General features: G+C 66.4%; 24 protein-coding genes. 11 read left to right on the plus strand and 13 right to left on the minus strand.

Annotated features, from left to right (window positions below; translation table 11 throughout):
- Positions 1-231 precede the first annotated feature (231 nt).
- Both ILT42_RS10795 and ILT42_RS10800 read left to right on the plus strand, forming a co-directional pair.
- Positions 232-5,265, plus strand: coding sequence for an apolipoprotein A-IV repeat region-like domain-containing protein (locus ILT42_RS10795; RefSeq protein WP_204215600.1), 5,034 nt, complete (start codon positions 232-234; stop codon positions 5,263-5,265).
- 191 nt (positions 5,266-5,456) lie between these two features.
- The gene (locus ILT42_RS10800; RefSeq protein WP_204215601.1) at positions 5,457-5,681 is read left to right on the plus strand and encodes a hypothetical protein; all 225 of its coding nucleotides are present in this window, start codon (positions 5,457-5,459) and stop codon (positions 5,679-5,681) included.
- A gap of 84 nt (positions 5,682-5,765) precedes the next feature.
- Here the strand turns inward: ILT42_RS10800 and ILT42_RS10805 are convergent, their stop codons facing one another.
- From ILT42_RS10805 to ILT42_RS10825, 5 genes are all read right to left on the minus strand, one after another.
- Complete coding sequence (locus ILT42_RS10805; protein ID WP_204215602.1) at positions 5,766-5,951, minus strand: hypothetical protein; 186 nt, start codon at positions 5,949-5,951, stop codon at positions 5,766-5,768.
- 253 nt (positions 5,952-6,204) lie between these two features.
- Positions 6,205-6,816, minus strand: a complete 612-nt coding sequence (locus ILT42_RS10810) for an ABC-type transport auxiliary lipoprotein family protein (protein WP_204215603.1) — start codon at positions 6,814-6,816, stop codon at positions 6,205-6,207.
- A gap of 59 nt (positions 6,817-6,875) precedes the next feature.
- A complete protein-coding gene (locus ILT42_RS10815; protein WP_204215604.1) occupies positions 6,876-8,204 on the minus strand; it encodes an MlaD family protein in 1,329 nt (442 codons plus the stop codon).
- Between the two features lie 8 nt (positions 8,205-8,212).
- Entirely contained in the window at positions 8,213-9,013 is an 801-nt protein-coding gene (locus ILT42_RS10820) for an ABC transporter ATP-binding protein (RefSeq protein WP_204215605.1), read from the minus strand.
- 5 nt (positions 9,014-9,018) lie between these two features.
- Positions 9,019-10,182, minus strand: a complete 1,164-nt coding sequence (locus tag ILT42_RS10825; RefSeq protein ID WP_204215606.1) for an MlaE family ABC transporter permease — start codon at positions 10,180-10,182, stop codon at positions 9,019-9,021.
- 74 nt (positions 10,183-10,256) lie between these two features.
- Here ILT42_RS10825 and dgcA point away from each other — a divergent pair, with 74 nt between their 5' ends.
- The gene (gene dgcA / locus ILT42_RS10830; RefSeq protein WP_204215607.1) at positions 10,257-11,243 is read left to right on the plus strand and encodes an N-acetyl-D-Glu racemase DgcA; all 987 of its coding nucleotides are present in this window, start codon (positions 10,257-10,259) and stop codon (positions 11,241-11,243) included.
- On the opposite strand, the gene ILT42_RS10835 is transcribed toward dgcA, so the two are convergent.
- On the minus strand, positions 11,213-12,397 hold the full coding sequence (locus ILT42_RS10835; protein ID WP_204215608.1) for an MFS transporter: 1,185 nt from the start codon (positions 12,395-12,397) through the stop codon (positions 11,213-11,215). The genes dgcA and ILT42_RS10835 overlap by 31 nt on opposite strands.
- Before the next feature lie 139 nt (positions 12,398-12,536).
- On the opposite strand from ILT42_RS10835, the gene ILT42_RS10840 reads away from it, so the two are divergent.
- From ILT42_RS10840 to ILT42_RS10850, 3 genes are all read left to right on the plus strand, one after another.
- Positions 12,537-13,058 (plus strand): hypothetical protein, encoded by a 522-nt coding sequence (locus ILT42_RS10840; RefSeq protein WP_204215609.1) that lies wholly within the window; start codon positions 12,537-12,539, stop codon positions 13,056-13,058.
- Between the two features lie 188 nt (positions 13,059-13,246).
- Complete coding sequence (locus ILT42_RS10845; protein ID WP_204215610.1) at positions 13,247-14,182, plus strand: DMT family transporter; 936 nt, start codon at positions 13,247-13,249, stop codon at positions 14,180-14,182.
- Between the two features lie 145 nt (positions 14,183-14,327).
- Positions 14,328-14,945 (plus strand): helix-turn-helix domain-containing protein, encoded by a 618-nt coding sequence (locus ILT42_RS10850; protein WP_204215611.1) that lies wholly within the window; start codon positions 14,328-14,330, stop codon positions 14,943-14,945.
- Between the two features lie 14 nt (positions 14,946-14,959).
- Here ILT42_RS10850 and ILT42_RS23200 read toward each other — a convergent pair whose 3' ends face one another.
- The 7 genes from ILT42_RS23200 to uraH form a co-directional block, all read right to left on the minus strand.
- Positions 14,960-15,715 carry a CatB-related O-acetyltransferase gene (locus ILT42_RS23200; RefSeq protein WP_204215612.1) on the minus strand — a complete coding sequence of 252 codons (756 nt, stop codon included), beginning with the start codon at positions 15,713-15,715 and terminating at the stop codon, positions 14,960-14,962.
- 119 nt (positions 15,716-15,834) lie between these two features.
- Positions 15,835-16,764, minus strand: coding sequence for a cytochrome c (locus tag ILT42_RS10860; RefSeq protein WP_204215613.1), 930 nt, complete (start codon positions 16,762-16,764; stop codon positions 15,835-15,837).
- Between the two features lie 40 nt (positions 16,765-16,804).
- Positions 16,805-17,233 carry a c-type cytochrome gene (locus ILT42_RS10865; RefSeq protein ID WP_204215614.1) on the minus strand — a complete coding sequence of 143 codons (429 nt, stop codon included), beginning with the start codon at positions 17,231-17,233 and terminating at the stop codon, positions 16,805-16,807.
- Positions 17,234-17,406: 173 nt separating this feature from the next.
- Entirely contained in the window at positions 17,407-17,727 is a 321-nt protein-coding gene (locus tag ILT42_RS10870; protein WP_204215615.1) for a rhodanese-like domain-containing protein, read from the minus strand.
- A gap of 73 nt (positions 17,728-17,800) precedes the next feature.
- Complete coding sequence (gene lysM / locus ILT42_RS10875) at positions 17,801-18,250, minus strand: peptidoglycan-binding protein LysM (protein WP_204215616.1); 450 nt, start codon at positions 18,248-18,250, stop codon at positions 17,801-17,803.
- 80 nt (positions 18,251-18,330) lie between these two features.
- Complete coding sequence (gene puuE, locus ILT42_RS22855; RefSeq protein WP_229428565.1) at positions 18,331-19,773, minus strand: allantoinase PuuE; 1,443 nt, start codon at positions 19,771-19,773, stop codon at positions 18,331-18,333.
- A 2-nt stretch (positions 19,774-19,775) separates the two neighbouring features.
- Positions 19,776-20,129, minus strand: a complete 354-nt coding sequence (gene uraH, locus ILT42_RS10890) for a hydroxyisourate hydrolase (protein ID WP_204215617.1) — start codon at positions 20,127-20,129, stop codon at positions 19,776-19,778.
- A gap of 176 nt (positions 20,130-20,305) precedes the next feature.
- Between uraH and ILT42_RS10895 the strand changes: the two genes are divergently transcribed.
- From ILT42_RS10895 to ILT42_RS10915, 5 genes are all read left to right on the plus strand, one after another.
- On the plus strand, positions 20,306-21,532 hold the full coding sequence (locus ILT42_RS10895) for a urate hydroxylase PuuD (protein WP_204215618.1): 1,227 nt from the start codon (positions 20,306-20,308) through the stop codon (positions 21,530-21,532).
- A gap of 37 nt (positions 21,533-21,569) precedes the next feature.
- Positions 21,570-22,004 (plus strand): GlcG/HbpS family heme-binding protein, encoded by a 435-nt coding sequence (locus ILT42_RS10900; RefSeq protein WP_204215619.1) that lies wholly within the window; start codon positions 21,570-21,572, stop codon positions 22,002-22,004.
- A 153-nt stretch (positions 22,005-22,157) separates the two neighbouring features.
- Complete coding sequence (locus ILT42_RS10905; RefSeq protein WP_204215620.1) at positions 22,158-23,744, plus strand: peptide ABC transporter substrate-binding protein; 1,587 nt, start codon at positions 22,158-22,160, stop codon at positions 23,742-23,744.
- An 87-nt stretch (positions 23,745-23,831) separates the two neighbouring features.
- Positions 23,832-24,752: an ABC transporter permease subunit gene (locus ILT42_RS10910; protein ID WP_204215621.1), complete on the plus strand. Its 921-nt coding sequence runs from the start codon at positions 23,832-23,834 to the stop codon at positions 24,750-24,752.
- A gap of 7 nt (positions 24,753-24,759) precedes the next feature.
- Positions 24,760-25,896 (plus strand): ABC transporter permease, encoded by a 1,137-nt coding sequence (locus tag ILT42_RS10915; RefSeq protein WP_204215622.1) that lies wholly within the window; start codon positions 24,760-24,762, stop codon positions 25,894-25,896.
- Position 25,897 lies beyond the last annotated feature (1 nt).

Below are 25,897 nucleotides of genomic sequence, written 5' to 3' on the forward strand. Positions count from 1 at the left end.
AATGTCTCTTACGTTAGGTAGTTACTAACCCGTTAACGACGTTTCCAGATGCCAGGGGGGTTCGGGTTTGCAGGCCCTGCCCCAGGCACTAGAGTTATTTGCTAAGTGGCAGGTTTTCCGACCGGAAAGCTCCGTTTCAGTTTGCTCGGCGCGCCTTATTAAGGCCCACCCGTCCGCTGGACGAGCCTTTCGACCGTTAGGCCGCATGTGTTGCGTCAGCGAGGGCGGATCATGGCGATCGAGAACAAGAAGATGAAAGACCCGGCGGAGGCGGCCCTGTCAGCCGTCGAACAGGCGTTGAACCTGGACGACACGCAAGGCTCTCCCGTCGAGACGTCATCTCCCGAGCGCCCCGAGGAGCCCCGCCTCCCCGACGTGGAAGACCACGACTTCACGAACCGGTCTTTCCGCGACCTCGACGAAGGTCACCTTCGCTTCGACGGCGACGCCTACAAGGCGGACGAGCCCGAGCCGGCCCGCCCCTCCTACCTGGCGCCCGACCGGGACGCCGTGGCCAACGACGACCGCCGCAATGTCGGCGTGATGCTTCAGGCGCTGCAGGTCCGTCCCTCCCGCCGCGCCTATGGATACGCCACCCTCGCCTCGCTCGCCTGGATCGCCGCCGCCGCCTTCGTTCTCTACACCCGTGGCGTCACGACGCCCGACGCCCTCCTGGCGGCCTTCTCCTACACGCAGCTCGCCATCGGGGCCTTCGTGGTGATGGTGCCCGTGGTGTTCTTCTTCGTGGCCGCCATCATGGCCGTGCGCTCGCAGGAGATGAAGCTCGTGGCCCGGGCCGTGGGCGAGGTCGCCGTCCGCCTGGCGCAGCCGGAGAGCTTCTCCACCGACGCGGTCCTGTCCGTGTCGCAGGCCGTTCGTCGCGAGATCGCCGCCGTGGGCGATGGCGTGGAGCGGGCGCTGGCCCGCGCGGGCGAACTCGAAACCCTCGTGCGCAGCGAGATCTCGACCCTCGAGCGCGCCTATACCGACAACGAAATCCGCATCCGCTCGCTCATCGACGAGTTGGTCACGCAGCGCGAGTCCATCGTCACGAACGCGGAGCGCGTGCGCGGCGCCATCACGGGCGCGCACCAGAACCTGACGCAGGACCTCGACGCCGCCTCCGAGCGCGTGGTCGCGGCCGTTCAGGGCGCGGGCGAGCGCGTCTCCGGCTCCCTGGAACAGCGCGGCGAGCAGATCACCCAGGCCCTCGGCCGGGCCGGCGAGCGCGTCGTGGACGACATGGCCTCCCGCGGTGTCGAGCTCGTCGACCGCCTGTCCGGCGCGAGCGAGGACATCAAGACCGGCATCGCCGATGTAGGCACCACCATCACGGCCGCGCTGGAGGGCAAGGCGCAGGACATCAGCGGCGCCTTCGAGCGCACGGGCGACCTTCTCACCCGCCACCTCCAGGACGGTGCCAGCCAGGTCACCCGCACCCTGGCCGAGACCGGGCGCGGCGTGATCGATGCGCTGGCCCAGCAGGGCAGCGACGTGCGCGAGGCGTTCGAGCAGACCGCCCGCACCCTCGAGGACAGCTTCGCGGCCCGTGGCACCGAGATCACCGAGAAACTCGCGGCGACGGGCGGCGTCATCGCCGAGGACATCACCACCCGGGCCGAGGCGATGCGCGACCAGATCGCGTCCGCCGGCCTCACCGTGGGCGAAGAGCTGACGAGCCGCGGCACCCTGCTGCGCGAGCAGCTCGTGACCGCCAACACGGAGATGCTCGACGAGATCGTCGGGCGCGGGACGGCCCTGCGCGAGCAATTCGCCGCCACCAACAACGAGGTCCGGCACGAGCTGGCCACCACGGGCGCCTCGATCATCGAGCAGATCGCCACCAGCGGCGATGCCCTTCGGTCCGAGTTTTCCACCAGCACCCGCGCCGTGCTGGACGAGCTCGCCACACGCACCACCGGCCTTCAGGTCCAGCTCCTCTCCACCAGCAAGGAAGTGGTGGACGAGATCGTGGTGCGCGGCGGCGAGGTTCGCGAGCGGTTGGCCGCCACGAGCGCCGACGTGGCCCGGGAAATCGACCTGCGCGGCGGGGAAGTGCGCGAACAGCTTCAGAACGCTGTCCGCCTGGCCGACGAATCCATCGGCAGCCGGGTCGAGGACCTGGCGAGCCGCCTGGAGACCGCGAGCCTGCGCGTGAGCGAGACCGTCACGGTGCAGGGCCAGGCCCTGGAGGGCACCCTCTCCCAGGTGGGAGAGCGCATCACCGCGCTGGTGGGCAGCCGCGTGGAGGAATTCCAGACCGTGTTCGAGACCCGGGGCCGCGAATTCGCGGACTCGCTGGCGGTGCAGGCGGGCGAGGCGCACACCCGCCTCGCGACCACCGGCAAGGACATCGTCCTGGCCATCGCCACCCAAGGCGCGCGGGTTAACGATGCGCTGAACCGCACGGCGGAAGGGCTCAACGAGACCGTGGGCCTGCGCAGCCGCGAGATCGAGGAGACCCTCGGCACCCGCCTGACCGCCTTCGAGGAGGTGATGACCCGGGGCGGCGAGATCGCCGAGCGGATCTCGCAGGACGTGGGCGGCCTCACGCAGACCATCTCGGGCCGTTTCGAGGAGATGGACCGCCTCATCACGGTCCAGGGCCGCACCATCGCCGACACCCTGGCCGAGCGCACCCGCGAGGCCACCGGCGCCATCGAGGCCCAGCTCACGGCCTTCGAGGAGCACGCCACCCGGCGCAGCACGGAGATCACCACGAATTTCGACACCCTGGTCGAGCGCGTCGACCAGACCCTCGGAGCCCGCTCGACGGCGATCAACGAAGCCTTGGTGGTGCGCACCGGCGAAATGGCCCGCGTCATGGCCGAGGGCGGCCGCGAGGTCGCCGGCGCCCTGCAGGCCCGCGTGGACGAACTCAGCCAGGCGATCTCCGCCAAGAGCGGCAGCATCGCGGAAGCCCTGACGGCGAAGGCGGATCACATCGGCGAGGTGCTCGGCACCCGCGCGGATGAGATCAACCTCGCTCTGGGCGGCCGGGCCGACCAGATCAACCAGATCCTCACGGCCCGCTCCGAGGAGATCAACACGGTCCTGGGCAATCGGGCCGACCAGATCAACCTTGTGCTCGGCAGCCGCGCCGCCGAGATCAACGAAACCCTGGGCACCCGCGCCGAGGAGATCGCCGCGACCCTCGACCGGCGCGTGTCCGCCTTCGAGGACCGGGTGGTCAACCGCCTGGAGACCATCACGGCGGATCTCGACGAGAAGGGCACCCTCGTGTCCGGCTCGCTCGGCAACAAGATCGAGGAGATCGGCCGCCTGTTCGATACGCAGGGCACCTCCCTCGTCACCACGCTCGGCGAGCGCGGCGACGCGATCAGCCGTGAGGTGGCCGCCGTCAGCGATACGGCGCTGCGCAACCTCGAGCAGCGCTCGAGCGCCCTCATCGATACGCTCCAGGAGCGCAGCAACACGGTCGTCAATCTCTTGGAGGACCGCAGCGAGGGCATGCTCTCCGCCCTCCAGGACCGCACGGCGGAGCTGACCTCGGTCTACACCCAGTCGACGGAGGCCCTGCGCGTCGCCATCGACGAAGGCACGACCCGCGCCGTTTCCACGCTGGTGGGCACGAACGACCGCCTGCGCGGGGAGCTGTCGGGCGTGCTCGATCGCCTGCACGAGGCCAACCGCATCCTGCAGCAGATCGCGTCCAGCGCCACGGGCAACCTCGGCGCCATCGAGGACGGGCTATCCGGCCGCGTGGGCCAGATCGAAGGCCTCCTGGCGCAGATCGAGGCCCAGACCGGCCGCGCCTCCGAGCAGGTCGCCGAACAGGTCGATGCCCTGCGGCAGGTGTCTCAGGGCGCCGTCCAGCAGGCGAGCGACCTGGCCTCGAGCCTCGACGAGCGCAGCCGCGCGCTGGCCGAGAACACCCGCACCCAGCTCGTCACCCTCACCGAGGCGGCGGACGCCCTGGAGCGGGTCGAGCAGAGGGTCAACGCCGCCCTCGGCGGTCGCCAGAGCGCCCTCGACACCCTGCTCAGCCGCATTGGCGAGCGGTCGGAGGAGCTGGAAGCCGTCACCCGCACCTTCACGGCCCTCATCGAGGGATCGCTGCAGAACGCCGAGACGAAGGCGCGCCAGATCGGTTCCGTCCTCGCCGGCTCTGCGGAGACCACCACCGCCGCCATCGGCGAGCAGTTCGAGCGTATTCGGGCCACCACGGGCGCCGAGAGCGAGCGCACCGCCGCCGCCCTGCGCGGGGCCTACGAGCAGGCTGCCGCCGACATGACGGAGGCCCTCACCGGGGCCACGACCAAGTTCCGGGATACCATGGGCGAGCTGCGCGGCATGACGGCCCAGATCCAGCGCGAGCTGGACGCCACACGGGCGGAACTGCGCCGCGGTGTCGTGGAGCTGCCCCAGGAGACCCAGGAGACCACGGCGAATATGCGCCGGGTCGTGGCAGACCAGATCAGGGCTCTGAACGAGCTGTCGGCTCTCGTGTCCCGCTCCAACCGCGCCCTGGATGCCGCGCCGGCGGCCCAGCCGCGCCGGGTCAACGAAGCGCCCGCGGCTACGGTCGCCGTCGCGGAGGCCCGCCGTCCCGAGGCGGCACCGGTCCCGAGCGCTGCGGTCCGACCCCCTCAAGCCATGGCATCCGCGCCCGTAGCGCCGCAGGCGATGGGATCGCATGTCCTGCCGCAACCCCTGGCGTCCTCCGCGCCGGTATCCTCCGCGCCTGCGTCCCCTGCCCCGGTGACGGCGCGCTTCGCCGAGCCGCAGATGCCGGTCGCGGCGCCGGCTCCTCGCCCCGCCCCCGAGCGCCCTGCTCCGCCGGCGGCCCGCGAGACGGCCGCCCGCAGCGGCTGGCTCTCGGACCTCCTGAACCGGGCCTCACGCGAGGAGCAGCCGGGCGTCGCCAAGAACGGGCCGCGCCATGACCGCTCCCGCATCAACAGCCTGGAATCCTTGGATTCGATCTCGGTCGACATCGCCCGCATGATCGATCATGAGGCGGCCGTGGAGCTGTGGGATCGCTACAAGCGCGGGGAGAGCAATGTGTTCACCCGCCGCCTCTACACGATCCAGGGCCAGCAGACCTTCGACGAGATCCGCCGCAAATACCGCAGCGATCAGGAGTTCAAGCAGACCGTGGACCGTTACGTGGAGGAGTTCGAGCGCCTGATCGCGGAGGTCTCCCGCGACGACAAGGGCTCGGCGCTCGCCAACACGTACCTGACCTCGGAAACCGGCAAGGTCTACACCATGCTGGCCCATGCGAGCGGCCGGTTCGATTGATCCGACTGCCGCACTGGTATCAAGCAAGTGAAACGCGGCCTCCGGGTCGCGTTCTGCTTTGTTGAAGTGAGCCAACTCAGGAACCGGGCGAGTAAAGATGCGGGCGGCCGGAAGTCTTAATCCGGGAGGATCAATACAGGGCGTCATAAATCTCGGCTAAGCTTGCATCTCCTCAATGCAGGGAGGTGGTGATGGCCTACGATGCTTGGATGGACGATTTCGTGAGAGACGTGAAGGAGTTGACCTCCGATCCGGCCCAAACCCTCAACGTGAAGGCGCTGCACTCCCTCTGCGAAACGATCGAGGAGGCCAAGCGCGTCGAGGAATACGGCCAGGAGGACCTGCACCGGCTCCTGCTCGGCGCTCTCTCGCTCCCGATCCTCAGCCCAGCCCGCAAGAGCATTTTCGTCGGCTGAGGTGGCTGAGGCGAGCCGCCCTCGCCAGGAATTCGGCGGGAGCGCGACCTCAGGCACCGTTAGGCTGACCCCGCCCGCGCGACCTCAGGGCGTCCCGCGCGGCGCCTCGCTCTTCGGGCAGCGGTTCTGAGGATCCGTGCGCAGCAGCTTGTAGGTCTGCTCGATCAGCTTCTTCAGGTCCCTGACGGTCTGCTCGGTGCGGATGATGGACTTCTCGGTCTCGGGAAGCGGGTCTTGGATGTTCAGCGGAGAGAATTCGAAACGGGGCATGGGTCTGTCTGTCACTGAGGGCGTGGCCGCCTCTTGTTGATGGTTCAGACATAAACCGTCTTTCTCGCGGCGATGTGCGTTTTCGCACATGAATGTGCCAAACAGGGGCAATAGTGCTGGCATAGACGCAAACCCAGCATTGCCGAAATACGACTTTAGATCAATCAGTGGATATATTCCCAGTCTTCAGGCAGGCGCTTGCACGACCTGTCCGCAGACAGGCCTGCAACGGCCGCAGACGGATCGGCAGGCTTCAGGCTGGATTCGCGACAGGCCCGGCGGCGTCTCGGCTGGGGATCGGGGAGCGGCTGACCCAGCGCACGATGTCGAGCATCACGACGGACAGGGCCTGATCGAGGGCGCGGCTGCCGACCTGGGCATTGATGGCCGTCACCGGCACCGAGGCTCGGAAAATGCGCCCGGCGATGATCTTGCCGTCGATGTCGCTGACGATCTTCACCGACATTTCCACATAGGCCTCCCCGTTCGGGGTCCTCAGCTCGAAGCTGCGCAGTTCCGAGATGATCTGGGCATCCGCCACCGCGCCGCTGCTGGGGCGCGACACGTTGCGGATCTGGGAGGCGTTCTCGAAGGTGTTGATGAGGCGGGTCTGAATCAGGCTCGGGAGGCTGTCGGCCCATTGGCCGTCGCCAAGCGACGTCACCGTGCCCGAGACGTCCTTCACGACGATCTGCTGAGCCGACAGGGCCTGGAGCGCCGCAGGCGTCGCCACGAGAATCTGGCGGCCGGCCGCGCCCCGGATCTGCGCGGTCGGCGCGGACAGGTCGTAGGTGGTGGGGGTCGAGCTTGAACAGGCTCCCGCAAGGGAAGCCAGAAGCAGAACCGGCGCGAGACGGAAGATCACGCTGGCTCGTTCACCGATTTTGACTTGAGACACAGGACACCAACGCATGAGTTCAACGCTTACCGGCGGCCATTATATTGCGGAAGGGAAGACTGGCCACCGAAGATAAACTGCTGTGGATTACGCTCGATGCTGCGCACCGCGCGGCTGATGTCGCCCAGCGTGCGGCGCCCCTCCACGGCCAGGGCCTCGTATTCGCGCAGGCCCGAATTGGAGAACCGGTCGAAGCCCTGCAATACGCCCGCCGAGCGGGTGTTCAGGTTGTCGGCGAGGTCCCGGATGGACTTGGCGGCCGCGCGGATCTCCTCGAAGGTGCTCTGCCCCTCCTGGCCCGAGGCCGAGCCGAGGAAGTTCTGAGCGCCCTGGAGCACCGCGTCGATCTTGTCGGCGGACGCGTTCAGCTTCTCGCTGAGGGACCGGGCCTCCACGATGATCTTGTCCACGTCCCCGCTCCGGTTGCCCAGGGTCTGGGTGAACAGGTCGATATTGTCCACCGCCCGGCCCACCTTCGTGGCGTCGACGGCGCGGGTGATGTTGCCGAAGTCGGTGATTGCGGCATTCAGCTTCGGCCCGGCCTCGTTGAGGCTGCGCACCAGGGAGGCGGCGTCCTTCAGGGTGCTGTTGATGGCGTCTCGGTTCTCGCCCAGGGCCTGGGTGAAGTTCTCCACGTTCTCGACGATGCGGGTGACCCGGTTCTTGTCCACGGCCAGGATCAGGTCGTCCACGTTGGTGGCCAGGGTTTCAAGCTTCTCGGCCAGGGGGCCGAGGCGCTCGGCGGCTTGGCCCACCTGATCGAGGAAGCGGTCGATGCCCTCGGAATTGTCGCTGAGCGCCTGGGAGAACCGCTCCACGTTCTGCACGGTGCGGGTGATCGTTCCTTCGTTCTCCTGCACGACCCGGCCGACGAGTTCGAGCACGCTGTCGGCCCGGCGGGCGATGTTGCGGGCGGATTCCAGCAGGTCCTGGAAGTCCGAGCGGTCGGCGAAGATGGTGGGCATGGGCTGGCCCGGCCCCGCCACGAGCGGCGGAGCGTTCGGCTCGCCGCCGGTGAGCGCGATCTGGGCCACGCCCGTGAGGCCCTGGGATTCGAGCCGGGCGCGGGTGTCGGACCGGATCGGCGTCGATTTCTCGACCTGGATGATGGCGTAGACCCGGCGCGGGTCGTCCGGCAGCAGGTTGATGTCCGTGACGGCACCCACGTTCAGGCCGTTGAAGAGCACCAGCGAACCCTTGGAGATGCCCGAGACCGAGCCGGAGAACACCACCCGGATGGTCTGCTTTTCCTGGCCCCGGTCGCCGCCGCTGAACCAGTAGACGAAACCGAAGGCCGCGGCGATGACGGCCAGGGTGAAGACACCGATCAGCGCGTAGTTGGCACGTGTTTCCATCGCAAACCTTAAGCCTCGCTCGCCTGCACGGCGCGCGCCCGCTTTCCGTGAAAATAGGATTTCAGCCAGGGATCGTCCGATGCGAGCATGGTCTCGATCGGCCCCTCGGCCAGGATCTTGCCCTTACCCAGGGCCGCGATTCGGTCGCAGACCGTGTAAAGGCTGTCCAGATCATGGGTTACCATGAATACGGTGAGGCCCAAAGTACGCTGCAACGTCGCAATCAGGTCGTCGAACTCGCCCGCCCCGATGGGATCGAGGCCCGAGGTCGGCTCGTCCAGGAACACGATGTCGGGATCGAGCGCCAGGGCCCGGGCGAGCGACGCGCGCTTGATCATGCCGCCGGAGAGCTCCGAGGGCAGCTTGTCGGCCGCGTCGGGCTGAAGGCCGACCATCTCGATCTTGAGCATGGCGAGCTCGTCCAGGAGCCGCTCGGACAACGACAGGTACTCTCGCATGGGAACCTGGACGTTCTGCTTGACGGTCAGCGCCGAGAACAGGGCGCCCTGCTGGAACAGCACGCCCCAGTGGCGCTCGATCTCCCGGCGGCCGGACGCAGAGAGCTCGTCGAGGTTCTCGCCCAACACCTCGATGGTGCCCGCGCGTTTCGGGACGAGGCCCAGGATGGCTCGGGTAAGCACCGACTTGCCCTGCCCCGAGGCCCCCACGAAGCCCAGGATCTCGCCCCGGTAAACGTCCAGGTCGAGGCCCTTCATGATCGTGCGGTCGCCGAAGCCGACCTCCAGGTCCCGGACCCGGATGATGGCTTCGCGGTCGCGCTTGGAAACGGGATGTCGGGGATCGGCCATGGCGCTCAGTACTTAATCGCGGCGAAGAACATGGCAAACAGGCCGTCCAGCACGATGACCATGAAGATCGACTTCACCACCGAGGACGTCACGCGGCGGCCGAGCGACTCCGCCGAGCCCTCCACGGCCAAACCCTCCAGGGTCGCGATGATGCCGATCACGAGGGCCATGAAGGGGGCCTTGATGAGCCCCACCAGGAAGGTGTTGAGGCTCACCGCCGCCTGCAGGCGGGAGAGGAACACGTCGAGGCTGATCCCGCCATAGACGAGGCCCGTCAGCGCGCCGCCGGCCAAAGCCGCGATGGACGAGATGAAGGTGAGGAGCGGAAGGCCGATGAGAAGGGCCAGGATGCGCGGAACGATGAGCACTTCCATGGGGTCGAGGCCCATGACCCGCAGCGCGTCGATCTCCTCGCGCATCTTCATGGAGCCGATCTCGGCCGTGAAGGCCGAGCCCGACCGGCCGGCCACCATGATGGAGGTGAGCAGCACCGCCAGCTCGCGCAGGATCAGGATGCCGATGAGATCCACCACGAAGGGCGTGGCGCCGAAGCGCACGAGCTGGAAGATGCCCTGCTGGGACACGATGCAGCCGACCAGGAACGAGATCAGCACGATGATGGGAACGCCCCGGTAGGCCACCTGCTCGAGCTGGTGCACCACCGCCGGAAACCGGAACCGGCGCGGGTTGAGGATCACCCGCAGAAGAGCCATCAGCAGCTCGCCCAGGAAGGCCGTCCCGCTCACCAGGTCCTTCCAGGCATCGCTGACGGTCCGGCCCACATCCACGAGAAAATCGACGAACCGGGACTGCTTCTTGGGCTTCTGCTCCTGAAAACCCCGATAGGCGACCTCATTGAGGAGGATCTGCTGCTCCGGGCTCGCATTGACGAAGTCAGCCGCCATGTTCCGCGACCCGACCTCGTGCCTGGTTCGGTCGAGCACCCAGGCGCCCAGGGTGTCGAGGCGCTTGACGCCCGACAGGTCGATGATGAGGCGATGCTCCCCGCCCTCTTCCGTGAGTTCCTTGGCGAGGGTTTCGATCTTGCCCGAATGCTCCGCCGTCCAGTGACCGGACAACAGGGCCGACACCTCGTCCCCGGACCGCTCGATCCTGGCTTCCGGCTCTTGTGTCAGGGTGCCCTGGGCCACGGTCGAGATGTTCCTCATCGGATTGATTCCGCTTGGTAATACCGTGGCCTGACGGCATAAGTCGAGCCGAAGTTTCATAGGAATCCCGTCAAATGACACGTCGTCTCGCCGTTGCCGCCGAAAGCTTTCCGATCGCGGGCAAGTTCACGATCGCGCGGGGATCGCGGACGGAGGCCGTGGTCGTGACGGCCACGATCCATGAGGATGGGGCGATCGGGCGCGGCGAATGCGTTCCCTATGCCCGTTACGGGGAGACCGTGGAGGGTGTCGTGGCCGCCATCGAGGCCATGGCGTCTCAAGTCGAGGCTGGGCTGTCCCGGGAGGGTCTGCAGGAGGCCATGCCGGCCGGGGCCGCCCGCAACGCCTTGGACTGCGCCCTGTGGGACCTCGACGCGAAGCGCTCCGGTATTCGGGCCCACGTGACAGCTGGCGTGGCGCGCCTGCCCCCCGCCACGACCGCCTACACGATCAGCCTCGACAGCCCGGACGCCATGGCGCAGGCGACCGCCAGGGCGGCGGACAGGCCGATCCTGAAGATCAAGCTCGGCGCGCCGGGCGGGGACGTGGCGCGGATCCGGGCCGTTCGCGGGGCGGCCCCCGCCTCGACCCTCATCGCCGACGCCAACGAGGGTTGGACGGAGGCCAATCTGGCGGAGCATTTCGCGGCCTGCGCGGAGGCCGGCTTTTCCCTCGTGGAACAGCCGCTCCCGGCCAAGGACGACGGCGCCCTGAGCCGAATCGCGCGCCCGGTGCCGATCTGCGCCGACGAGAGCGTTCACGACCGGCCGAGCCTGGACCGGCTCGTGGGCCTCTACGACGCCGTCAATATCAAGCTCGACAAGACCGGTGGCCTCACCGAGGCGTTGGCCCTGGCCGAGGCCGCAGAAGCGAGGGGGCTCGCGCTCATGATCGGCTGCATGGTGGGAACGTCGCTGGCCATGGCGCCTGCCTTGGTGCTGGCGCCGCGGGCCCGCTTCGTCGATCTGGACGGGCCGCTTCTCCTCGCCCGCGATCGGGAGCCCGGTCTGGCCTATGAAGGAAGCGTGGTCTATCCGCCCGAACCGCCGCTTTGGGGCTGAGCCCTCTCCATCCGAAGCGCGACGAGCGTCAGGACAAGGCCGGCGACGCCCAGGGGGACCATGGCGGCAAACACCATGGAGCCCGCCGCCCGGTAGATCGCGCCGCTCATCACCGTTGACGCCACCATGATGAGAGCCGAGATCGAGCCGTAGAGGCCCTGGGCCCGCCCCCTCGCCTGCAGCGGCGCCATGGCGGTGAGCGCCGCGATGGCGCCCAGGTGCGAGGCGCCGAACGACAGCCCGTGCAAGGCCTGCAGCACGAACGTGGTGGCCAGACCCGGCTGGGAGGCCATGATCGTGAACCGGAGGACGGCGGTGGCCGAGCCCAGGAGGATGAGCAGCAGGCCGCCGGAGCCCCGGCCGACGAAGCGCCCTAGCCAAAAAAAGACGCCGATCTCCGCCACGACTCCCACGGCCCAGAACGTGCCGATCACGGTGTCCGAGAACCCAGCCGACTGCCAGTAGATGCTCCCGAAGGCATTGAGCGCGCCGTGGCTCCCCTGGGTCAGCGCCGCCCCCGCCATCATGATCCACAGGGCCACGGAGAGCCGAACTTTCGGCGGTCCGCCCCGCGAAGCGGCGTCCGGCGCCCGGATGACGTCGTTCTTCGGAATCGCCGCGATCGTCGCCAGGATGCCGAGGATCGGAATCAGGGCCAGGGACCACACCACGACCTCGATGCCGAACAGACCGATGAGATAGCCCGCCACGATGCTGGCCGCCAGGAACGCGACGGACCCGAACGCCCGGATGCGCCCGTAATCGAGGTGGCGGTGCTTCTGGATCTCCAGGGTGGTGACGAGATCGTTGGCAGGAATCACCACGGATTGGCCGACCGAGATCGCCGCGACCAGGAGCCCGATGAGTATCCCGTCCGTCGTGAGCGCCAGGAGCCCGTAGCCGATCACCTGCGCCAGATAGAACCCCACCAGCAAACTGCGGGCGCTGACGCCCCGGTCCGTCAGGCTCAGCATGGGAGCCGTCACGAGCACGCGCACCACGATGGGGATGGCCATGATGACCCCGATGGCGGCGGGTGTCAGGGTCTTGCTCTGGAGCCAGAGCGGGAAGAATGGCAAATAGAACCCATGGGTCAGGAAAGCGGCCGCGTGAAGAGACCCCAGGCGGGCACCGAGTGCCTTCGGCATGGACATGGCGGCAAGATACCTCTCGGACGGAGCCAGCCCTGGAAACATCGGTTAATGAACAATGTTCAGGGCTTGAGGCGTCGCGGGCTTTCCAGACAGTGAAGGGATCGGGAATCAGGATCCCAACGGGACAGGCGTTGATATCATGCCGGACGACAAGGCACAGTTCTCTCTCAACACGGCCGATTACGACGCCATCGAGGCCGCCGTGATGGAGACCGAGCGGGGCCGGTGGTTCCTGAGGGAGTTCGCCCGCCGCAACCGCAATGCCGACAGCACCGTGATCCTCAAGGCGCTCGACCACCTCAACCGTCTGATGAAGGAACGCGCCGCGCAGGCGCCCTCTTCCCCGGCGGATAGCTCGGCCGATCAGAGCCGACGGGTTCTGCGCGAGGCCGCCGCCGGGATCCGCCGGGCGGCGAGCCAGATCCAGGAGAGGCGCGAGGCGCTCGACCTGCCGCATGAGGACGGGCTTCCGGGCCCCGGAACCGCCACCCTGCGGCCCATCGACGACGTCCTCCACGTGCTCCGGGGGATGGAGGAGAAGATCACGGCCCTGCTGGCCTCCCTCGACAGGATCCCGGGCGACGTGCGCGCAGCCGAGATCGCCCGCCTGAAAAGCGAAATGCTCCGAGATACCGAGCCGAGCGTACCCTACCTGATGTGAGGCCGCTCCAGCCCATGCGCCGGGCACAGGGGCGGCATCCGAAGGCCGGCCTTCTCTGAATCGCGCGGCCGTGCTTGGGTGCGAGGACGTCAGGCAGGCCCGGCCGGTCCGGTCCATGCCCCACAAGAATCCTACCAGGGTGGAGGTCGTTCCGTCAGGACTGTGTCCGCCCGTCAGCGCGGCCCGTCGTGAACCCTCTCCTTGGCATATCGCTGAAAGTCCTCTCGGCCTTCGCCTTCACCCTCATGTCGGCTGGGCTGAAGATCGTGAGCGACCGCTATCCCACAGGCCAAATCGTCTTCTTCCGGTCGTTTTTCGCCCTGATCCCGCTCCTGGCCTGGCTCAGCTGGCAGGGCTCCCTCATCCATGCGATCCGGACCAACAACGTGACGGGCCACTTCGTGCGCGGCTTCATCGGCACGGTGGGAATGGCCTTGAGCTTCTCGGCCCTCTATTACCTGCCGCTGCACGACACGATCGCCATCGGCTACGCGGCGCCGCTCATGGTCGTCATCCTGGCCGCCGTCTTCCTGAAGGAAAAGGTGCGGGCCTATCGCTGGACCGCCGTCGCCGTCGGGTTCGTCGGCGTGATGATCATGCTCTCGCCCTATCTTGGCCAGTCCGCCCTGTCGGGCGACCTCATGGCGGCGTCCTCCATCGGGGCGGGCCTTGCCCTTATGGCGGCGTTCACGAGCGCCGGCGCGGCGATCCAGGTCCGCCGCCTGACGCAGACGGAGAAGACCGGCGCCATCGTGTTCTACTTCTCGGTCATGTCCGCCTTCTTCGGCCTCCTCACCATCGTGCTGGGCTGGAAAATGCCTCCTCTGGACGATTTCCTTCTCTTCCTGGCCACTGGGATCCTGGGCGGCATCGGCCAGATCCTGATGACGCAGAGCTACCGGCACGCGGATGCCTCCATCATCGCGCCCTTCGAGTACACCACGATGATCTGGGCCATCCTGTTCGGCTGGTTCCTGTTCGGCGACCTGCCGGGCTGGACCGTGGTGGCAGGCGCCATCATCGTCGCGGCCGCCGGCCTCTTCGTCGTCTGGCGCGAACGCCAGCTCGGCCTGATCCGGGTCAAGGAGATGGCCGCATCGGCCCAACAGCGCTCCAGCGGCTAGAGCCAGGCCGGATTCTCGCCTGGGATTCTCGCCTGGGATTCTTGCCCAGGCGCCCCGCCGGGCTTCTTGACCCTACGGCCGTCTTGACCCAAAACCGTTCCGAGGAACAAACGAATGTTCGGTTTTACGGAACGGGTGATGGGTCATGGGCGTCGAGGGTAAGGAGCGTCACCGCGAGCTGGAATCCGGCGCCCAGGTGCTGTCGGGCCACATGGGCAAGACAATCCAGCGGCTGCGCAAGGCCTACAACCTCTCCCTGTCCGAACTCGCGGAGCAGTCCGGCGTCGCCAAGTCGATCATCAGCCAGATCGAGCGCAACGAAACCAATCCGACGCTCGCGACCATCTGGCGCCTGAGCCAAGCCCTCGACGTTTCCATCGAGCGGGTCCTGGCCACCAGCGACGAGGAGCCTTTCATCGAGCGGTCGTCGCGCGCCGACACGCCGATCCTCGTGTCCGAGGATGGCAAGATGCGCCTCGCCATCGTGGGCTGGATCAAGACGATCGAATGGCTGCAATGGTACGACGTCCAGTCGGATCCCGGCGGAGAGCTCGATTCCGACGGCCACCAGCGCGGCTCGGTGGAGTGCCTCTCCGTCATCGACGGCGAGTTCGAGGTCGAGATCGGCGATTCCGTCCAGCGGGCGAAAGCCGGCGAAACCCTGCGCTACCGCTGCGACCGCCGGCATATCGTCCGCTGCGTCGGCGCCGTGCCCGGCCGGGCCACGATGGTCTGCATCCTCAAGGCCGCCGTGATGGATTGAGCCCGGTTGAGGCGTCATGGCCTCGGCACGCTGCGCTCCAAGGCGGGCGACGGGACCAGCTTGCGCACTTTCAGGCCCTCCTCGTCGCGAAGCAGCAGCCGGCGCGTCGGATCGATGCGCGGCAGGGTATCGCCCCGGCATTCGATGAGATCGAGCATGGCGTCCGGACGGTCGAGAGGCAGTTGGACATCGTCCGACAAAAGGCCGGGCCAGTCGAACTCCCACCAGCGGGCCTGCCCGAGCCGCTCGACCAGGGCGTCAGCGAACCGATAGCGCACGATCCGCGCGGGGTTGCCCACCACGATCGCATAATCCGGAACGTCCTTCGGCACCACCGCGCCGGCGCCGATCACGGCACCGTTGCCCACCTTCACGCCCGGCAGAAGGCGGGCGCCCGCACCGATCCAGACATCGTGGCCGATGACCGTGTCGCGAGCATAGCCCTCGAAAGCCAGCGGCGGCCGGTAATCCATCAGGTTCTTGAACGGGTTCTGGTACGGGAACGGGTTCGTGGAGAGCCATCCTATGGGATGGGCGCTGCCCTGGAGCTGGGCGTGGGGGCCGATGCAGCAATAGCGGCCGATAGACGTGCGATGGATTTCGGCATGCGGCGCCGCATAGGAATAGGCGCCGAACTCGCACCGGTAGAGATTGGTGCCGGGGTAGATCCTGACCGGGCGCTCCCAGGCGAAACTTCCCTCGAACTGCCCTTCCAGGTCGAGACCGTGCTCGAACAAAGCCTGGCGCACGTGGCCCCCATTCCCTGACATCTCGGCTCCGGAGCGATATGAAATTTCATATCCCGTTCTACCAGAGGCGGGCCTCTTGAACAGGCGAAAACGGCTGGCGGGCGCGTGGCCCGGCGTTCCATTCGGCGACCGTGACGGTCCTATGGCGCCTTGTAGGCCGGGCGCTTCGGCAGGGAGAGCAGGTACTCGGCCATGGCGGCGCGATCCTCATCCGTGAGCTGTGCCGTGTTCCGCACCACGTCGCCCATGGGACCGCCGACCGTGTCGTAATTCGGCGTCTCGCCGGTCTTGAGCAGGTTGGTCAGGTCGTCGACGGTCCAGCCGCCGATCCCGGACGCGTCGGGCGTGATGTTGGGCACGGTGCCGCGCCCCTCCGGATCCGGCCCGCCCGAGAACCTCCGGTCGGCCACGATCGCGCCGGCGAGGTTGCGCGGGCTGTGGCACTCGGCGCAATGGCCCGGACCGTTCGTCAGGTAGTCGCCCCGATTGAGGCTGGCGGACTTCGCGGGATCGGACTCGAAGACCTTGCCGTTGAGGAAGGCAAGCTTCCACAGGCCGACGCCCCGGCGGATGTTGTAGGGGAAGGGAAGCTCGTGCGGCTTTGCCCGCCCCTCGACGGCCGGCAGGGTCATGATGAAGGCGAACATGTCGGCGACGTCGTCCGGCTTCATGCGCTGGTAGGACGTGTAGGGAAAGGCCGGATAAAGGTGCTGGCCATCCGGCGTCACGCCCTCGCGCATGGCGCGGACGAACTGCGCCGGCGTCCAGGCGCCGATGCCGTCGCTCTTGTTGGGCGAGATGTTGGGCACGTGAAAGGTGCCGAAAGGCGACTTCAGCGCGTATCCACCACCGAGCCGGGTTTTGTCGTCCTGGCCAGGCACCGCGTGGCAGGACGTGCAGCCGCCCGCATAAAAGAGCTCGCGGCCATTAGCGAGATCGGGCGCCCGGTTCGCGGTCAGAGCCAAGTTCTGGCCGCGAACGAGATCGTATGTGCCGGGGGACGTGAGCGCCCAGAAGCCCGCCGCTCCGAGGAGAACGAGAACGAGCAAGACCAGGAACGCTCTACGCATGCCGTTATCCTCGGAGCCGCGCGGTCAGGCGGACCGCGCGTCAGCTCTTGCGGAATGTTTTATGGCACGTGCCGCAGTTTTCGAGGACCTTCGGCATGGCCGCCTTGAAGCTGGCCTCATCCTTGATGGAAGCGAGCGCCGCCTTGGAATCGTTGGCGAACTGGACGAAGAGACCGTCGAACTCGGCTTTCTTCTCCCACACGGCCGGGAGGGCCTTCGAATCGCCCGCGTCCGATCCCGGCGGGAAGAGGGGCGGTGCCTTCTGGGATCCGTCGACGAAGGTGTTGAGCGCCGTCTGGACCTGAGCGAGATCGAAGGGCGCCTGGCCGCGCAGCATGCCGGAGACGGTGCGGACCTGGCCGCCGAAGGACTTCATGATGGCCTGGCGCTGCTCGATGACGTTGCCCTGTGCCCAGGCCGCCGCGACACCGAGGCCCAACAGGCCCGCAACTAGAACCACACGCTTCATCAAACTGCCCCTTCGGCTGCTTCGCTGCCGGAGGATTATGCATATCCGCCGCGGGCTGGATATCGATTCCTGTCGCTTTTCCGGGAGGTTAGACACAGACTTTAGAACACATCCATGTGAGCCAGAATGTGAGCCTCCTGTGAGCCCGCCTATGAGTTTGACGGGGGTGAAACCTAACGCTGCACCGGTTCTCCGGCGGCCGCCCAGTCCTTGAAGCCGCCCTTGTAATGCTCCCGCACGTCGCGCCCGGCCGCTTGGGCCAACTCCATGGCGCGCACGGATCGGACGCCGGCCGCGCAGGAGAAGACGATGCGCCTGCCCTCCGGCAGGGAGGCCGGATCGAAGGTCGAGAGGGGATGGGAGACCGCGCCGGGGATATGACCCATGGCGAATTCGTGCGGTTCGCGGACGTCGACGAGAAGGAATGACTGGTCCGCCATGCCCCTCTTGACGTCGTCGCGGGTCAGGTCGATGGGGCCTTGGAATGCGTTCATGAGGGTTCTCCTTGCCGACACATAAGCATCCGGCAAGGAGGCACAACAGGGCCCGTCGGCCGGTTTTTAAGGATTACGAAGTCAGCGGCGGGATCCGCAGGACCCAGCCCGGCTGGATCAGATCGGGATCCTTCACCGGTGGGGTATTGGCCTTCACGATCTCGGTGTACTTGGCGCCCTTACCCTTGCCGTAATGCTTCTCGGCGATCTCCCAGAGGGTGTCACCCTTCTGCACAGTATACATGGTGGATTGCTCGGCGGGCTTGGTCACCTGGAGTTCGCTGGTATCCACCTCGGCGACCCCGTAGGTGTTGCCGAGCGACAGGATGATCTTCTCGGCTTCCTCCTGGCTCATGGCCTGACCGGAGAGCTTGACCTTGTCGCCTTGCACGTCGATGCCGAGCTTGGTCGAATCGAAGCCGTGGCCGTCGACCTCCTTCTTGAGGGCGTCGGGCGTCGCCGCCTGTGCGCCGCCGCCGAAGATCTTGGCTCCCGCTTCCTTGATGAATTTGAACAGACCCATCGGGCGTCTCCTCTTTCCGGATACCCAGCGGCCTAGCTTGCCGCTGGGGGAAGAGACGCGCGAATCCGTGCCGGGTTCCCTTAGGCGAGGTTGGAGAAGACATCCGCCAGGGATGGAAGCCGATCCTTCAGGCGTAGGAGGGCGATCAACTCGATCTGAACGACGGCGGTCTCGAACTCCGTTTCAGGATCGTTCTGAAGACGCTCTTCGAAAGCGTCCAGGATCTCGTCCTTGGACCGACCCTTCACGGCCATGATGAACGGGAAGCCGAACTTGCGCTGATAGGCGTCGTTCAACGCCAGGAAGCGGTCGCGCTCCTTCTCGGTCAGGCTGTCGAGACCGGCGGAAGCCTGCTCGGACTGGGAATCCTCCGTCAGGTCCGCGAGCTTCAGGCGGCCGGCGAGGTCCGGATGGGCCCGGATGAGCGCGAGCTTCTGGTCGCGGGTCGCGCCCGACAGCACGTGGACCAGGGAAGCATGAAGCCCCTCGGCGGTGTCCTGAGCCGAGGTCAGGCCCGCCTCATGGGCCTTCTCGGCAATCCAAGGCGAGCGCTCGAAGATGTCGCCGTAGAGCTCGACGAACATGGCCCGGCTCACGGTGCTGGGCTTCAGGTCGACGGGCCGGTGGCGACGGATCCAATGGCGGGCGATGTCGATGCGCCGGGCGACCCATACATCCTCGTGGGACGCCACGTAATCGAGAAAGCGCGCCAGCGCCGCCGCGCGGCCCGGACGGCCGACGAGGCGGCAATGCAGCCCCACCGACAGCATCTTCGGGGCGGTCTCGCCCTCCTGGTAGAGGGTATCGAAGGAATCCTTCAGGTAGGCGAAAAACTGGTCGCCGGAATTGAAGCCCTGGGGCGTGCCGAACCGCATGTCGTTCGCGTCGAGCGTATAAGGCACGATGAGTTGCGGTCCCTTCGGGCCCGGCTCCCAATAGGGCAGCTCGTCCGCGTACGAATCGGCGCTGTAGAGAAACCCGCCCTCCTCCGCCACGAGGCGGTTGGTGTGCTCGGAGGTCCGGCCCGTGTACCAGCCGAGCGGGCGCTCGCCGGTCACCTCCGTGTGGATGCGGATAGCCTCGCTCATATGGGCCCGCTCCTCCTCCGAGGAAAAGTCCCGGTAGTCGATCCACTTCAGGCCGTGGCTCGCGATCTCCCAGCCCGCCTCCCGCATGGCGGCGACCGCCTCCGGGTTGCGTTGCAGGGCGGTGGCGACGCCGTAGACCGTCACGGGCATGTCGCGCTCGGTGAACATCCGCCACAGCCGCCAGAACCCGGCGCGGGAGCCGTATTCGTAGATCGATTCCATGCTCATGTGGCGCTGACCCGGCCAGGGCGCGGCGCCGACGATCTCGGACAGAAACGCCTCGGAGGCCCGGTCGCCGTGGAGGATGTTGTTCTCTCCCCCCTCCTCGTAGTTGATCACGAACTGCACCGCGATGCGGGCTCCGTTCGGCCAGCGCGGATCCGGCGGGTTGCGCCCGTAGCCGATGAGGTCCCGGGGATAGGTGGTGTCGGCCATGTTCAACTGCCTCGGTAGGTCGAATAGCTCCAGGGCGAGACCAGCAGCGGGACGTGATAATGCCCGTTCGGCTCTGCGATGGAGAAGCGGATCGGCACGAGATCCAGGAAGGGCGGGTCGGCGGCGTCCGTGCCCAGGGAGCGGAAGTATTCGCCCACATGGAAGACCAGCTCGTAGGACCCTGTGCGGAAGGTTTCGGCGGCCAGAAGCGGCGCGTCCGTCCGGCCGTCCACGTTGGTCTGCGTGGCGGCAACGGACCGACGATTCTCGCCTTCGATCATGAACAATTCGACGGTCACGCCGCTCGCGGGACGGCCGTGGGAGGTGTCGAGAACGTGGGTGGACAGGCGCCCCATGGAATCTCCTCGGATCTGAGGCGGCAAATGTCCCCGCCCCCGCCGGAGAGGTCAAGCGCCGCCGCCGGGCTCCGTCCTATGGGCAGGCTTCGCTGAAAAAGCAGGCAGCCGGACCTTTCGCAACGGGTCCGGGCATCCTAGTGTGCCGTCTTCCTGCCACGTTTGTCCCGAGTTGCATGATCGACCCGCAGATTTCCGAATGGATCGGCCAGATTGCCCGATGGGTTCACGTGATCACGGCGATCGCATGGATCGGCTCATCCTTCTACTTCATCCATCTGGATCTTTCGTTGAGAAAGCGGGACGGCCTCCCGGAAGGGGTGAGCGGCGAGGCCTGGCAGGTCCATGGCGGCGGCTTCTACAACATGCGCAAGTACATGGTGGCGCCGCCGGAACTGCCGAAGGAGCTGACCTGGTTCAAGTGGGAGAGCTACGCGACATGGCTCTCGGGCTTCTTCCTGCTGGTCTGGGTCTATTACCTGAACGCGGACCTCTACACGATCAGCCCGGCGATCCGGGCCCTCGCGCCGTGGCAGGCGGCCGCCATCGGCATCGGGGGCATCGGGTTGAGCTGGCTCGTCTACGAGGGCCTGTGCCGGACGCCGCTGGGCAAGAGCGACCTGGCGCTCGGGGCGGTGCTGTTCGTCTATATTCTCCTGGCGGCCTGGGCCTTCACGCATCTGTTCAACGGTCGCGCCGCCTTCCTCCATACAGGCGCGATGATCGCCAACTGGATGTCGGCCAGCGTGTTCGCCATCATCATCCCGAACCAGAAGAAGGTGGTCGCGACCCTGCTGGCGGGCGGCACGCCGGACCCACGGCTCGGCAAGGAGGCCAAGCTCCGATCGACCCACAACAACTACCTGACCCTGCCGGTCATCTTCCTGATGCTGTCGAACCACTACCCCCTGGCATGGTCCTCCCGCTACGCGGTCGCCATCGTGGGCCTCATTGTGATCGCGGGCGCGGTGATCCGGCATTTCTTCAACAGCCAGCACGCCGGCAAGGGCTCGCCCTTGTGGACCTGGGCCGTGGCGGCAATCTGCATCTGGCTGGCAGTGTGGCTCTCCATCCTGGGCAAGCCGGGCTACCAGAACAGCGCCGAGGCCCCGGCCGCCATCACGCCGCAGACCATGACGGCCTCCTTTGATGCCGCCGTGCTGGCGATCCAGTCCCGCTGCTCCATGTGCCATGCCGCCGAGCCGGCCTGGGAGGGCATCCCGGTCGCGCCCAAGGGCGTGTTGCTCGACACGCCGGAAGAAATCGCCCGGCATGCGGGCGCCATCCGGGTCCAAAGCGTGCTGACCCACGCCATGCCGCCCAACAACATCACGGACATGACCCTGGACGAGCGCCGGGCCGTGGCCGCATGGCTCGCCCAACGGGACGCCGTTCTTCGCTGATACTTCGTTTCATCCACAAGACTAAAGGAGGACCCCTATGTCCGCGCTGACCCTCGACCACGCCCAGACCATCGTGACGGCCGCCCTGAAAACCGCCCGCGACAAGGGATTCAAGCCCCTGTCCGTGGTGGTCTACGACGACAGGGGCGCCCTGAAGGCTGCCGCCTCGGAGGATGGTACGAGCCTGAAACGGGCCGAAATCGCCCTGGGCAAGGCCTATGGGGCGCTTTCCCTGGGGGTGGGCTCGCGCGCCATTCACAAGATGGCGACCGACCGGCCGTATTTCGTGGCGGCGGCCTCCCACGTGGTCGGCGGCCTGATGGTCCCAGTCCCGGGCGGGGTGCTGATCAAGGACACAGCCGGGGCGATCCTTGGAGCCGTAGGGATTTCGGGCGATACTTCGGACAATGACGAAGCGGCCGCGACTGCCGGGATCGAGGCCGCCGGATTGGTTTTCGATACGGGAGCCTAGCCTATTGGATAAGACCTAAACTGTCGCGGCTGCAACAATTGGACTGGACTCAGCGGCCGTTCTGGACAAGGAAGGAGACAAGATCACGCTCCCGGGGTACAACCACGGGAGAGGATACCCTCGCCAACAACCTCAATAAAGGGGACGAGCCACATGTCATCTTGGTTGAAACGTACCGCTCTCATGAGCGTCGCCACCATCGCCCTCATGGGCGCCGCCCAGGCGGAAGTGGTCTATAACCGCGCCAATTCCGGCGAGCCGGAAACCTTGGACACCCACAAGACCTCGACGGTCCAGGAATCCCACATCCTGCGCGACCTCCTCGAAGGATTGGTCACCTACAACGCCAAGGGCGAGGCCGTTCCGGGCCAGGCCACGAAGTGGGAGATCAGCGACGATGGCAAGACCTACCGCTTCACCCTGCGCGACGGCATCAAGTGGTCCAACGGCGACCCGGTGAAGGCGTCCGACTTCGTGTTCTCGTACCGCCGCATCATCGACCCGGCGACGGGCGCGAAATACGCCAACATTCTCTACCCCATCAAGGGTGCGGAAGCGGCCAACAAGGGCCAGGGCAAGCTCGACGATCTCGGCGTCAAGGCCATCGACGACAAGACCCTCGAAATCACCCTCGAGCAGCCGACCCCCTATTTCGTCGAGCTCCTGACCCACCAGACCAGCCTGCCGGTTCATCCGGGCTCCGTCGAGAAGTTCGGCAAGGACTTCGTGAAGCCGGGCAACATGGTCTCCAACGGCGCCTACAAGCTCGCGGAGTTCACCCCGAACTCGCACATCAAGCTCGCCAAGAACGATCAGTATTACGACGCCAAGAACGTCCAGATCGACACGGTGATGTACTACCCGACCTCAGATTTCGCCGCGATGGTGCGCCGCTACGAGGCGGGTGAACTCGACACCACGGACGATCTACCGGCCGACCAGATGAAGTCGATCAAGCAGAAGTTCAAGGATCAGGTTCACCTCGGCCCCTGGCTCGGCACCTGGTACCTCGTGGTCAACTCCTCCAAGGCTCCGTTCAGCGACGTGAAGGTGCGCCAGGCGCTCGCCATGGGCGTCGACCGCGAGTTCATCGCGGAGCAGATCTGGGGTGAGACCATGCAGCCCGGCTATTCCTTCATGCCGCCGGGCCTCGGCAATGCGGGCGAGCCCGCCTATGCGGACTTCAAGGAAACCTCGCCGATCGACCGCGAGGAGAAGGCCAAGGCCCTCCTCAAGGAAGCAGGCTTCGGTCCGGGCAAGCCCCTGAAGGTCGAAATCCGCTACAACACGACCGACAACAACCGCAACACGGTTGTGGCGGTGGCCGAGCAGTGGAAGAACATCGGCGTCGAGACGTCCTTCATCAATACGGACGGCAAGACCCACTTCGCGCATCTGCGCGACGGCGGCGACTTCGACGTCGCCCGCTACGGCTGGATTGCGGATTATTCCGATCCGAACGGCTTCCTGTTCCTGCTCAAGAGCGACAACAAGGGCTTCAACTACGGAAAGTACAACAATCCGGAGTTCGACAAGCTTCTCGACGACGGCGCCAAGGAAATGGACCTGAAGAAGCGCGCCGACATCATGCAGAAAGCCGAGGCGATCCTGGCCAAGGACATGCCCTGGATTCCGATCATGTACTACGGCAAGAGCCACCTGATCTCGCCCAAGATCAAGGGCTTCGAGCACAACACGCGCGGCGTCTACCCGACCCGGTTCCTGTCGAAGACGCAGTAAGCTCGCTTTGAGACGAGGGATGGCCTGTCGCCGGGCCATCCCTCTTATTTTTAACCGGCCGTTTGGCCGTCACGCGGAGAAGCCCTCATGCTCTCCTTTATCGGGCGTCGCCTGCTATCGGCGATTCCGACGCTTTTCGTCATCATCACCATCTCGTTCTTCCTGATCCGGCTCGCGCCGGGCGGCCCGTTCGATCTCGAACGTCCGCTGGAGGCGAAGGTGATGGAGAACCTGAACCGGATCTACAAGCTCGACCGCTCGCTGTTCGAACAGTACCTGCTCTATCTCGGCGCGGTGGTGCGGGGCGATTTCGGCCCCTCCTTCATCATGCGCGACTTCTCCGTGCGCGAATTGTTCGCGCAAGGATTGCCGATCTCCATCACGCTCGGGTCCCTCGCCATCGGCCTTGCCATCCTGGTCGGCGGCACGCTTGGCGTCACGGCGGCCCTGCGCCAGAACACGGTCGCGGACTACATCGTGACGGGCCTCGGCGCCATGGGCCTCACCATTCCCAATTTCGTCGTGGCGCCGATCTTCCAAATCGTCTTCGGCCTCACGCTGGCCTGGCTGCCGCTCTCGGGCTGGAACGGCGGCGCGCCGCGCAACCTCGTCCTGCCGGTGATCGTTCTGGCCCTGCCGCAGATCGCCGTGATCGCCCGCATGACCCGCGCGGCCATGATCGAGAACCTGCGCTCCAACCATATCCGCACCCTGCGTTCGCTCGGCCTGCCGACCCGCGTCGTCGTCGGCCATGCGCTGCGCGGCGCGGCCCTGCCGGTCGTGTCCTATCTCGGGCCCGCCGCCGCCGCTCTCCTTACCGGTTCTGTCGTCGTCGAGACGATCTTCGGTCTGCCGGGCATCGGACGCTATTTCGTGGAAGGCGCCCTCAACCGTGACTACACCCTCGTCATGGGAACCGTCGTGGTGGTGGCCGTCTTCGTGCTTCTCTTCAACCTCGTGGTCGATATCCTCTACGCCCTGATCGATCCGCGCATTCGCTTCGATTGAGGTCGCCATGGCCGAAGGCGCCGTTCTCCCCGTCGAGACCCTGAAGGACACCGTCGTCGGACGCTCCCTCTGGGTCGAAGCCCGCTCCCGCCTGCTGCGCAACAAGGCCGCCGTGGTCAGCATCGGGCTCCTGCTCTTCATCGCCATCGCCTGCATCTTCGGACCGTTCGTGACGGGACATCCGTTCGACCGGGTCTATCCGGATTACGTGCGCGTGCCCGCGAGCCTTGAGTCCTACCCGAAGGCCGACCAGGTCGAGCCGCAGATCGAACGCATCGGATCCCGCGTTCGCGGCAAGCCGGAAAACATCACCGTCACCGGCGACACCGTGCGGGTGACGCTGGTAGGCCAGCGGCCCATCGACGAGCGCCTCCTCGCCTATTTCGAGCGCTCGGACCTGTTCCAGGCCGCCAAGGTCGTGGAGCGGGCCGATGAGGGCCGCAGGCTCGTCGTCGACGTGCCCCTGAAGAAGCAGTATTTCTTCTTCGGCACGGACACCAACGGCCGCGACCTGCTCACCCGCACCATGAAGGCGGGCCAGATCTCGCTTGCCATCGGGTTGCTCGCCACCTTCGTGGCCATCCTCATCGGCGTCGTGTACGGCGCGACCTCCGGCTACATGGGCGGCAAGGTCGACCTCGTCATGATGCGCATCGTGGACGTGCTCTACTCGCTGCCGTTCATTTTCTTCGTGATCATGCTGGTGGTGTTTTTCGGGCGCAATTTCGTGCTCATGTTCATCGCGGTCGGCGCCGTGGAATGGCTCGACATGGCCAGGATCGTGCGCGGCCAGACCCTGTCCATCAAGCGGCAGGAATATGTGCAGGCCGCCGAGGCGCTGGGCGTCGAGACGCGGGGCATCATCCGCCGCCACGTGATCCCCAACACGCTCGGCCCCGTCGTGGTCTACATGACCCTGCTCGTGCCGAAGGTGATCCTCCTGGAGAGCTTCCTGTCGTTCTTGGGGCTAGGCGTGCAGGAGCCCAACACCAGTCTCGGCGTGCTGATCTCGGAGGGCGCCAAGAACATCCAGGGCGCGCCGTGGATGCTCATCTATCCGTCCATCACGCTGGTGACGATCCTGTTCTGCCTGAACTTCATCGGCGACGGCCTGCGCGACGCCCTCGATCCGAAGGACCGCTAGC

Source organism: Microvirga pudoricolor, from assembly GCF_016892705.1.
GTDB classification, from domain to species: Bacteria; Pseudomonadota; Alphaproteobacteria; order Rhizobiales; family Beijerinckiaceae; genus Microvirga; species Microvirga pudoricolor.

Excerpts from the sequence above, each read along its gene's own strand:
- ILT42_RS10795 (WP_204215600.1), top strand. The coding sequence starts at position 232 with ATGGCGATCGAGAACAAGAAGATGAAAGACCCGGCGGAGGCGGCCCTG.
- ILT42_RS10800 (WP_204215601.1), top strand. The coding sequence starts at position 5,457 with ATGGCCTACGATGCTTGGATGGACGATTTCGTGAGAGACGTGAAGGAG.
- ILT42_RS10805 (WP_204215602.1), bottom strand. The coding sequence starts at position 5,951 with ATGCCCCGTTTCGAATTCTCTCCGCTGAACATCCAAGACCCGCTTCCC.
- ILT42_RS10815 (WP_204215604.1), bottom strand. The coding sequence starts at position 8,204 with ATGGAAACACGTGCCAACTACGCGCTGATCGGTGTCTTCACCCTGGCC.
- ILT42_RS10820 (WP_204215605.1), bottom strand. The coding sequence starts at position 9,013 with ATGGCCGATCCCCGACATCCCGTTTCCAAGCGCGACCGCGAAGCCATC.
- ILT42_RS10825 (WP_204215606.1), bottom strand. The coding sequence starts at position 10,182 with ATGAGGAACATCTCGACCGTGGCCCAGGGCACCCTGACACAAGAGCCG.
- dgcA (WP_204215607.1), top strand. The coding sequence starts at position 10,257 with ATGACACGTCGTCTCGCCGTTGCCGCCGAAAGCTTTCCGATCGCGGGC.
- ILT42_RS10835 (WP_204215608.1), bottom strand. The coding sequence starts at position 12,397 with ATGTCCATGCCGAAGGCACTCGGTGCCCGCCTGGGGTCTCTTCACGCG.
- ILT42_RS10840 (WP_204215609.1), top strand. The coding sequence starts at position 12,537 with ATGCCGGACGACAAGGCACAGTTCTCTCTCAACACGGCCGATTACGAC.
- ILT42_RS10850 (WP_204215611.1), top strand. The coding sequence starts at position 14,328 with ATGGGCGTCGAGGGTAAGGAGCGTCACCGCGAGCTGGAATCCGGCGCC.
- ILT42_RS23200 (WP_204215612.1), bottom strand. The coding sequence starts at position 15,715 with ATGTCAGGGAATGGGGGCCACGTGCGCCAGGCTTTGTTCGAGCACGGT.
- ILT42_RS10860 (WP_204215613.1), bottom strand. The coding sequence starts at position 16,764 with ATGCGTAGAGCGTTCCTGGTCTTGCTCGTTCTCGTTCTCCTCGGAGCG.
- ILT42_RS10865 (WP_204215614.1), bottom strand. The coding sequence starts at position 17,233 with ATGAAGCGTGTGGTTCTAGTTGCGGGCCTGTTGGGCCTCGGTGTCGCG.
- ILT42_RS10870 (WP_204215615.1), bottom strand. The coding sequence starts at position 17,727 with ATGAACGCATTCCAAGGCCCCATCGACCTGACCCGCGACGACGTCAAG.
- lysM (WP_204215616.1), bottom strand. The coding sequence starts at position 18,250 with ATGGGTCTGTTCAAATTCATCAAGGAAGCGGGAGCCAAGATCTTCGGC.
- puuE (WP_229428565.1), bottom strand. The coding sequence starts at position 19,773 with ATGGCCGACACCACCTATCCCCGGGACCTCATCGGCTACGGGCGCAAC.
- uraH (WP_204215617.1), bottom strand. The coding sequence starts at position 20,129 with ATGGGGCGCCTGTCCACCCACGTTCTCGACACCTCCCACGGCCGTCCC.
- ILT42_RS10895 (WP_204215618.1), top strand. The coding sequence starts at position 20,306 with ATGATCGACCCGCAGATTTCCGAATGGATCGGCCAGATTGCCCGATGG.
- ILT42_RS10900 (WP_204215619.1), top strand. The coding sequence starts at position 21,570 with ATGTCCGCGCTGACCCTCGACCACGCCCAGACCATCGTGACGGCCGCC.
- ILT42_RS10905 (WP_204215620.1), top strand. The coding sequence starts at position 22,158 with ATGTCATCTTGGTTGAAACGTACCGCTCTCATGAGCGTCGCCACCATC.
- ILT42_RS10910 (WP_204215621.1), top strand. The coding sequence starts at position 23,832 with ATGCTCTCCTTTATCGGGCGTCGCCTGCTATCGGCGATTCCGACGCTT.
- ILT42_RS10915 (WP_204215622.1), top strand. The coding sequence starts at position 24,760 with ATGGCCGAAGGCGCCGTTCTCCCCGTCGAGACCCTGAAGGACACCGTC.